At 74.9% G+C, this 6,178-nt stretch carries 6 protein-coding genes and 1 tRNA gene; 3 read left to right on the forward strand and 4 right to left on the reverse strand.

Annotation, left to right across the window (positions count from 1 at the left end):
* The first annotated feature begins 136 nt into the window (after positions 1–136).
* Positions 137–829 carry a divisome protein SepX/GlpR gene (gene sepX, locus TEK04_RS15290; protein ID WP_336405215.1) on the forward strand — a complete coding sequence of 231 codons (693 nt, stop codon included), beginning with the start codon at positions 137–139 and terminating at the stop codon, positions 827–829.
* Positions 830–875: 46 nt separating this feature from the next.
* Positions 876–948, forward strand: a tRNA-Ala gene (locus tag TEK04_RS15295).
* A 44-nt stretch (positions 949–992) separates the two neighbouring features.
* Here the strand turns inward: TEK04_RS15295 and TEK04_RS15300 are convergent.
* From TEK04_RS15300 to TEK04_RS15315, 4 genes are read right to left on the reverse strand one after another with little or no spacing between them, the layout of a single operon-like run.
* On the reverse strand, positions 993–1,778 hold the full coding sequence (locus tag TEK04_RS15300; RefSeq protein WP_336405216.1) for an enoyl-CoA hydratase/isomerase family protein: 786 nt from the start codon (positions 1,776–1,778) through the stop codon (positions 993–995).
* Between the two features lie 58 nt (positions 1,779–1,836).
* Positions 1,837–3,156 carry an MFS transporter gene (locus tag TEK04_RS15305; RefSeq protein WP_336405217.1) on the reverse strand — a complete coding sequence of 440 codons (1,320 nt, stop codon included), beginning with the start codon at positions 3,154–3,156 and terminating at the stop codon, positions 1,837–1,839.
* Between the two features lie 51 nt (positions 3,157–3,207).
* On the reverse strand, positions 3,208–3,633 hold the full coding sequence (locus TEK04_RS15310; protein WP_336405218.1) for a MarR family transcriptional regulator: 426 nt from the start codon (positions 3,631–3,633) through the stop codon (positions 3,208–3,210).
* Positions 3,634–3,690: 57 nt separating this feature from the next.
* Positions 3,691–5,214, reverse strand: coding sequence for a dolichyl-phosphate-mannose--protein mannosyltransferase (locus TEK04_RS15315; RefSeq protein WP_336405219.1), 1,524 nt, complete (start codon positions 5,212–5,214; stop codon positions 3,691–3,693).
* Positions 5,215–5,324: 110 nt separating this feature from the next.
* Here TEK04_RS15315 and rsmI point away from each other — a divergent pair, with 110 nt between their 5' ends.
* Positions 5,325–6,158 carry a 16S rRNA (cytidine(1402)-2'-O)-methyltransferase gene (rsmI, locus tag TEK04_RS15320; protein WP_336405220.1) on the forward strand — a complete coding sequence of 278 codons (834 nt, stop codon included), beginning with the start codon at positions 5,325–5,327 and terminating at the stop codon, positions 6,156–6,158.
* Positions 6,159–6,178 lie beyond the last annotated feature (20 nt).

Genomic DNA, 6,178 nt, shown 5'->3' on the forward strand with positions numbered 1-6,178 from the left:
ACGTGCGCGTCCCGGTGCGCCTCCCCCGTCGGGGGGAGCGCGCGCCCTAACGTGCTCCGCGAGTGACCCGTGTGACTCGTGTGGCGCCAGGGATCGGCGCCGCACACGTGGGATGCCAGGGATGGGGTGGTTCGCGATGGGATCGGGTGTGCTGCTGGCCGCTCTGGTCGTGCTGTGGTTCGTCGTGCTCGTGCCGATGGTGGTCACGCGCGGCGACGCGACGCCGGCCCGCACCGGTGCGGTGGGTGCCGGGCGGACGTTGAGCCGCCGACGCGTCGTCGACCCCGTGGTGCACGCCGACACCGAACGGGTGGCCATCGACCGCGAGCAGCTCTACCGCACCGGTGAGCTGGTGGTCGACGTCCACGCCGTGCGCCGCCGCACGCTGGCCGGCCTGGCCGCCCTCGCCGTCCTGGCGCTCGTGGGCGCGCTCGCGTACCGGTCGTGGTTGTGGGCCCCCCAGGTGCTGCTCGACCTCGCCGTCGTCGGCTACCTCATGGTGACCCGGGCCGCCGCCCAGCGGGAGCGCCGCACGGCCGCCCGCCGCCAGGCCCGCGCCGCGTCCCGCCCCGCGCGCCCCGCAGCCCGCCCGGCCGCACGGCCGGCACCGCAGCCGGCGGCCCGCCCGGCCGTGGCGGCGCACTCGGCGCCCGTGCACAGCGCTCCGCTGGCCCCGGTGCACCCGCTGCGGCCCGGCCGCGTCGTCGCCGCCTCGCAGGGCGCCCCGGCGTCCGCCGGTTGGCAGCACAGCGCCGTCGTCGGCCTGGACGACGACGACATCGGCTTCGCCGAGGTCGACACCTACGCGCCGCGCAGCGCCACCGGCTGACCCTCCGCCGACGCGCGACGGCGAGGCGGTAGGCTGTCGTGCGCAAGGGGCTGTGGCGCAGTTGGTAGCGCGTCTCGTTCGCAATGAGAAGGCCAGGGGTTCGAATCCCCTCAGCTCCACCCGTCACGTCAGGCCGGGCCCCCGGGCCCGGCCTGACGCGTTCCTACGGCGCGGTGCGGAAGTCGGCCGCGCGCTTGTCGACGAAGGCGCCGATGCCCTCGGTGGCCTCGTCGTCACCGGCCGACTCGACGATCAGCCGGGCCTCCTCGTCCAGCTGGGCGTGCAGGGTCGTGGTGGCCGCGCGCCGCACCAGCCCCCGCGTGCGCACCATCGCCCGCACGGGACCGGCGGCGACCTGGTGGGCCAGCTCCGTGGCGGCCACCACCAGGGCCTCGTCGTCGACCAGCCGGGCGACGAGGCCGGCCTGGTGGGCCTCGGCGGCCGAGAGGGTGCCGTTGGTCAGCATGAGGTCTAGCGCGCGCGGGGCGCCCAGCGTGCGGGCCAGGGCCCACGAGGTACCGCCGTCCGGCGACAGGCCGATCGCCCCGTAGGCCGGGCGGATCTTCGTCGACCGGGCGCACACCACCAGGTCGCAGGCGCCGACCAGGCCGATGCCGGCCCCGGCGACGGCGCCCTGCACCCCGGCCACGACCGGGACCGGGGACCCGACCACGGCGCGCACCGCGTCGTGCCACCGCTCCGCCAGTGCCCCGATGAAGCCGGGACGGTCGTCGGCCGCGGCCATGCCGGCGACGTCGCCGCCCACGCAGAAGCGGGGCCCGGCACCCAGGAGGAGCACGGCGCGGGTGTCCGCGGGGCGCTGCTCGAGCGCAGTGACCAGGGCGTCGGCCAGGGCGAGGTCGATCGCGTTGCCGGCCTCGGGTCGGTCGAGGGTCACCCGCCAGACGTCGCCGTCGACCCCGGTGCTGATGCGTGCTCGCGTCTCCATGCCGGCACGGTAGGGCGTCCCCGGGTCCGGGCGGACCCGGGGACGTGGGGCACCGACGTCAGCGGCGGCGGGTGAGCTCCGCCTCGACCTCGCCGTCGATGGCGGCCGGGGCGCCGCCGAACTCGTCGGCGACCTCGCCGGCGACGTCCTCGGGCCCGCCGTGCTCCCCGGCCGGGTGCCCGTCCTCGTCCAGCCCCGCGTCGGCCTGCTCGAGCATGCGGTGCCCGGTGGCCAGCACGCCGACGGCGAGGACCACGGTGACCGCGCCGAGCAGGAAGGGCACGTGGACGTCGAACGCCTCCACGAGCTTGCCCGCCGCGAACGGCGCCAGCCCGCCGCCGAGGAACCGGACGAACCCGTAGGCGGCCGAGGCGACGGGCCGCTCGACCGGGCTGACCAGCATGACCGCCTGGGTGGTGAGGGTGTTGTTGATGCCGATCGGGATGCCGGCCGCGACCACGCACGCCACCAGCACCCAGCGGGTGTCGGTGAACAGGCCGATGAGCAGCAGGATGACCGCGAAGAGCCCGAGCGCGCCGTAGAGGCTGCGAGCCGTGCCGAAGCGGGCCTGCAGGCGCGGGGCGCCCACGACGGAGAACAGCGCCACCAGCAGGCCCCAGCCGAAGAACACGAAGCCCAGCTGGATGGCCGAGAGCTCCATCGGGAACGGGGCGTAGCCGAGCATGGTGAAGAAGCCCCAGTTGTAGAGCAGTGCCGTGAGCGCCATGGTCAGCAGCCCGCGGTGCCGCAGCGCCTTGAGCGGGGCCGACAGCGGGGTGGGCCGCACGGGCTTCGGGGTGGGGTCGAGCAGGACGACGGTGGCGACCAGCGCGACCGCCATCAGCGCGGACACCCCGAAGAACGGACCCCGCCAGCTGATCGAGCCCAGCAGCCCCCCGACCAGCGGCCCGGCGGCGATCCCCAGGCCCAGGGCGGCCTCGTAGAGCACGATGGCACCGGCGAACCCGCCGGAGGCGCTGGCGACGATGACCGCCAGCGAGGTCGCGATGAACAGGGCGTTGCCCAGGCCCCAACCCGCCCGGAAACCGACGATCCCACCGACCGAGTCGCTCAGGCCGGCCAGGGCGGCGAAGACCACGATGATCGCCAGCCCGGTGATGAGGGTCTTCTTGGCGCCCAGCCGGCTGGAGACCCAGTTGGTGCCGAGCATGGCCACCGCGGTGACCACCAGGTAGCTGGTGAACAGCAGGGTCACCTGGCTGGGTGTGGCGTCGAGCTGGCTGGACAGGGCGGGCAGGATCGGGTCGACGAGCCCGATGCCCATGAAGCTGACGACGCAGGCGAAGGCCACCGCGTAGACGGCCTTGGGCTGGGCGAACAGGTTGCTCTTCTCGCTGGTCGCGCCGGGTGCGCTCACCAGGTCACCTCCGGGTGCTGGGTTCGGTGCTGGGGGTCGGTGCTGGGGGGATCAGTGCTGGGGGACGCCGGTCAGCCGGGCCAGGGCAGGCAGGGCGGCGGCGATCCGTGCGACGTCGTCGTCGTCGAGGTCGCCGAGCGGTCCGGCGAGCCGGTCGGCCCGCTGGGTGCGCCGGCGGGCGAGCAGGTCGGCGCCGGCGCCGGTGAGGGAGAGGACGACGGCCCGGCCGTCGGTCGGGTCGGCGGACCGTGCGACCAGACCCTGGTCGGTGAGCCGCGCGACCAGCGCGGTCATCGAGGGTTGGCTCACGCCCTCGGCGACGGCCAGCTCGGTGAGCCGGGCCGGACCGCTGCGCTGCAGGGTCGCCAACGTGGCGGCCGCGGTGAGGCTGAGCTCGGCGCGGCTACCGGTCAGCTGGCGCAGGCCGACGACGACGTCGTCGAGCCGGGCGGCGAGGTCGGTCCGGTCGAGGTCCACACATCAGTTGTACAACTCAACTATGCAACGGTCAACGCGGGCAGCCGCCGGGCGTCCTCAGTACCAGGAGGGGAACCACATGCGCTGCACCCACTCGTCGTAGGACAGGGGCTGGCCGGTGAGCACCGGGTAGAAGAACACGAACGTCATCGCCACCACGGCCAGGTAGAACGCGACCGCGCCCAGACCCAGCTGACGGCGGGTCGGCGGGTCGCGGTCGGGGCCGGTCTGCCGCCCCAGCACGTCCTGCAGCGCCAGGGTCACCGCCAGCACGAAGAAGGGCAGCACCGGGGCCATGTAGAAGATGAACATGGTGCGGTCGAGGTTGATGAACCAGGTGAGCCAGCCGGCTGCGATGCCCACCGCCACGGTGGTCGCGGCCGGGTCGCGGCGGGCCACGATGCGCCACAGCAGCCAGAGCATGGCCGGTGCGAAGGCGAACCACAGCGTGGGTGTGCCGACCATCAGGATGTAGCGGATGACCTGCTCGCCGTCGGCGTCGGTGAGCCCCTGCGGGTTCCAGAGCAGGATGGGGCGCCCGTCCACCAGCCACGACCACGGACCCGACTCCCACGGGTGGGGGGTGGACAGCCCGTTGTGGAAGGACAGCCATTCGCCGTGCATGTGCCAGAGCGAGCGCAGCGCCCCCGGGATCCACGGCCAGTCGGTGTCGGGGTTCTGCTCGGCCCAGTGCCGACCCTGTGCGTTCTCACCGCGGAACCAGCCGGTGAAGGTGGCCAGGTAGGTGAGCACCGGTACCACCGCCAGCGCCCACGTGGCCCCGGGGAGGCCGCGCCGCAGCGCGGTGTGCGTCGGGCTGTCGACCCCGGCGGCGCGCCACGCGGCGCGGTCCCAGAACAGGCTGAGGACGGCGAAGAACGCCAGGAACCAGACCCCGGACCACTTCACGCCGGTGGCGCACCCGAACAGCACACCGGCCGCGATGCGCCACCCGCGCGGGCCGAGCGCGAAGCCGGTGGCGGTGCGGACGTGCGCCTGGACCCGGGCCCGCACCTGGTCGCGGTCGACCACCAGGCAGGCCACCGCGCAGACCACGAACACCTGCAGGAAGACGTCGAGCAGCCCGATGCGGCCCACGGTGAAGGCGAACCCGTCGAGGGCCATGAGCAGACCCGCCACCAGACCCAGCAGCGTCGACCCCGTGAGCCGGCGGGCCAGCCGGGTCAGCACGACGACCGCCACGGTGCCGGCGACCAGGCTCGGGAAGCGCCAGCCCAGGCTGTCGTTCCCGAACACCTTGATGCCGCCGGCGATCAGCAGCTTGCCCAGTGGCGGGTGGACGATGAACGTGTAGCCGCGGTTGTACTCGTACCCCCACTCGAGGACCTCGTTCGCCTCGGGCGGGTAGTAGGCCTCGTCGAACAGCAGGTCACCCGGGTAGGAGAGGTCCCAGAGCCGGCTGACGAAGGTGGCCACGCCCAGCAGGCCGGTGAGGACCCAGGACAGCCACCGGTCGCCGGGCAGCGGCGGGGTCAGCTGCCGGGCCGGTCGGCGTGGTGCCCGGCGGCGGACGGGAGCGGCGGCCTCGTCGTCCGCCACCCGGGGAGCCAGCACCGCCACGGCCGCCAGGGTAGCCAGCGGACCCCCGTGCTCCCCGGCCGCTCGCCCGGCCGCTCGCCCGGCCGCACGCCCGCGTCGGGACCGGCGCGGGGCCGTGGCAGGCTTCGGACGTGACGGGACGACTGGTGCTCGGTGGCGCGCCGCTGGGCCAGCCCGGTGACGTCGGCCCCCGGCTCCGCGCGGCGATGGCGACCGCCGATGTGCTGGCCTGCGAGGACACCCGCCGGCTGCACCGGCTGGCGCAGGACCTGGAGGTCACCCTGGGCGGCCGGGTGGTCACCTTCCACGAGACGGTCGAGGCGTCGCGGCTGCCGGGTCTGGTGAGCGCGATGCAGGCCGGGCAGACCGTCCTGCTGGTCACCGACGCGGGCATGCCCTCGGTCAGCGACCCGGGCTACACCTTGGTGCGCGCGGCCGTCGAGGCCGGCCTCGAGGTGACGTCGGTGCCCGGGCCGTCGGCGGTCACCACCGCGCTGGCCGTCTCGGGGCTGCCCTGCGACCGGTTCAGCTTCGAGGGCTTCCTGCCCCGCCGGGGCCGGCGCACCTGGTTCGCCGCCCTCGCCGACGAGCGCCGGACCATGGTGTTCTTCGAGTCCCCGCACCGGCTGGCCGACGCGCTGTCCGACGCCGCGGCCGAGCTGGGTGCCGACCGGGCCGCCGTGGTGTGCCGGGAGCTCACCAAGACCCACGAGGAGGTCGTCCGCGGCACCCTCGGGTCGCTGGCGGAGTGGGCCGCGGCCGGCGTACGGGGGGAGATCACCCTGGTGGTGGCCGGTGCCCCCGCCGGTCCGGTCGCGATGTCGGCAGCCGACCTCGCCGCCGAGGTGGCCCGGGAGGAGGCGGCGGGGGAGACCCGCAAGGACGCGATCCGGGCCGTCGCCACCCGCACCGGTCTCCCCAAGCGCACCGTCTTCGACGCCGTCGTCGCCGCCAAGCCCACCTGACCACCGCGCCGCCCTCGCCC

This window comes from Klenkia sesuvii, assembly GCF_037083825.1.
Classification (GTDB): domain Bacteria; phylum Actinomycetota; class Actinomycetes; order Mycobacteriales; family Geodermatophilaceae; genus Klenkia; species Klenkia sesuvii.